The organism is Bartonella sp. AU55XJBT (assembly GCF_028618525.1).
In genome coordinates this window covers 1-2,606 of record NZ_JAQITC010000030.1, presented here as the reverse complement: position 1 = coordinate 2,606, position 2,606 = coordinate 1, and the positions used below count along the sequence as shown (strand labels likewise).

Here is a 2,606-nt window from a genome sequence, read left to right as displayed (position 1 = left end):
TATCATGATTTCGGAGCCGTGCGGGAACGTAAAAACAATCCGTTAGGTTCTGGGTCAAGGTCGCCGTTAGGCGCCCCGAAGGGGTTGCCTTGACCCTAAGAACCTAGGATTGTTAGTTCCCAAAAGCACGGATCCGTATCATGATTTTGGTGAGTGCACAGAGAGTTTGAGAGGCGGTAGCCTCTCATCAAATCAAAAAAGTCTGCTTTAGCAGCCATTTTTTCTTTGATGAAATTGTCGAACAAAGTTCGTCATTATTTTTTTTAAAAGGAGCGTAGCGACCAATCTTATACTGAGGAGAAAATTTAGGGAATGAAATGACCGTTTTTCTCCCAGTATAAGATTTAAGAAGGGATTTAACGGAAAAGCCCAGAAATCCTAGATTCAATTTTCAGAATCTGTAGTAGGGTCTATCAGACGGGCGATGACCCTCTATCAAAAATCAATATTATATTGATTGACCCTCTATCAAAAAACTTCCAATATTGATTGACAGTAGATCAAATATTGATTACACCTCTATCAAAAAACTTCCGATTTTTGATAGAGGGTCAATCAATATAATGAAAAAAATAAAAGCTATTCGATATGAAGAAAATCCATTTATTGAGGGAATGACTGTTCCTATAAAAAATCAACGAATACGATTATCAAGATTAGGACGTGACGATAATGTTTTAATCAATCAATCAACTGGTGAAATGCAAGGCACTCATGTAACGACTTTTCGAAGAGTAGATTCGCAAGAATTTATAAAACTATTCACAAATAATATTGCTCTAACTTTTGAATTAAAAACAGCAGGAATAAAAGCTTTTGGAGTACTAGTGTGGATGTTGCAGGAAAAAGGAATAAGCAAAGATCTAGTACCATTAGATAAACTAGCTTTAGACGACTTTCTCGAAGCAAATAAAGAAAAAAAAATAGCACTTTCTCTTCCTACTTTCGCGCGTGGTTTAACCGAACTAGAAAGCGCTCAAATCATCGCTAAACATTTACGACAAGGGTGGTACTTTATCAATCCTAACCTTATTTTTAATGGCGATAGAATTGCCTTTACAACCGTTATTCAACGAAGAAGAAACGAAAAAAAGGACGATAATACCCTAGATATGTTTGATGATTCAAACGGGTGATGAGAGGCTACCGCCTCTCAAACTCTCTATACGCTCACCAAAATCATGATCTCAGACCCGCGTTTATCGAAAGGATAACAATCCTAGGTTCTTAGGGTCAAGGCAACCCCTTCGGGGCGCCTAACGGCGACCTTGACCCAGAACCTAACGGATTGTTTTATCCTTCTCACGCGGCTCCGAAATCATGAAATGAAGGTGGTTTAAAACCTTCTAATCCGCAATACCGGTATTTTTATTCCCTTTTTTGTTTTTTCGTTTATGTTTACGGGTTAAAAGATGCTCATGTCGTTTAATTAATTTTTCTTGTTCGTTTTCTTGACGCATTAATGCGGCAATACCGAATAGTTTTTTCATTTGATCATTTTTAAGCCCATTAAGAGGCTCTTGGAGAGCTTTTAATCGACTTCCTATAGTTTGCACCATTCTTTGTAGTTTTGTCGCTCTGTGGGCGTTTTCGTGGCTTTGAGAGGCTATTGCGATTGTACTGGCAAATTGTTCGTTCACTTCCTCAGTCAAACGATTAGCAATTTGATCTGTTGTTTCGAATGTTTTTATGATGCCTACCTTTTCGAGAAAACTTTCCGGTTTTAATTGCTTTGGTTCTATGTTTTCAGGACCGATGGCGATATGAGATTTGATCCCTTTTTCGATGACTGCATAATGCCGTTTAACAGCTTGGTGTTGTGCTTTACTGCCTTGTAACCCCCTTTCAAGTCCAAGATCCCTTACAGCCTCAGCAAAGGTTGTTTGGTCGTTAGTCATTTTGGTTCGATTACCAATAAACTCTTTTGCAGAGAGTCTTCCGTCCTGTGTTAGAGGTACAACGAATGCGCTTAAATGGGGGCTGATTTCATCATTATGGACCACAGCAGCGATAATTCGATCTTGTCCGTACTTATCTGCCAACCACTGTTTTGATCGCTTAAAGAACTCTTTTTGCTGCTCTGGAGATGCTGTTGTCCACCATTCTGGGCTAGCAGTCATAACATACTCGACGGTTAACACAGCATCTTTCCGTCGCTTTTCTGGTAAAAGCTCACGCATTTTTCCCATAGCTTCACTTGAGAAATGTGAAACGTGCTGTTCGTTGTTTGGTGTGCGTTCACTATCGGCATTTGGTGTTTCTCGTTCACGGTAGCAGTGTTGCAATGCAGATGCCACACAGCCCATTGTTGCTAGCTTTTTACAACGCATGATCGCATATACCGCCATATCTGCCCCTATCTGTTATTCGACTGTATTTACTGGGGGCATCGCAAGGCGGTACCTCCGGTGGGCCACCATAAATGGTGTATACTCACTAGACTTTATTACATAAAGTCGTTCGTGGCTAAAGCCCTTTTTGCTGCTGGCCAGCAAAAAAAGCACTTCCTCCTTATCATGATTTCGGAGCCGTGCGGGAACGTAAAAACAATCCGTTAGGTTCTGGGTCAAGGTCGCCGTTAGGCGCCCCGAAGGGGTTGCCTTGAC

The 2,606-nt window shown here is 40.7% G+C and carries 2 protein-coding genes; one reads left to right on the top strand and one right to left on the bottom strand.

Features of this window, described 5'->3' with window-relative positions:
• The first annotated feature begins 563 nt into the window (after positions 1–563).
• Entirely contained in the window at positions 564–1,136 is a 573-nt protein-coding gene (locus PVV70_RS09620; protein WP_273759010.1) for a replication/maintenance protein RepL, read from the top strand.
• Between the two features lie 210 nt (positions 1,137–1,346).
• On the opposite strand, the gene mobV is transcribed toward PVV70_RS09620, so the two are convergent.
• On the bottom strand, positions 1,347–2,348 hold the full coding sequence (mobV, locus tag PVV70_RS09615) for a MobV family relaxase (RefSeq protein WP_273759009.1): 1,002 nt from the start codon (positions 2,346–2,348) through the stop codon (positions 1,347–1,349).
• Between the last annotated feature and the right edge of the window lie 258 nt (positions 2,349–2,606).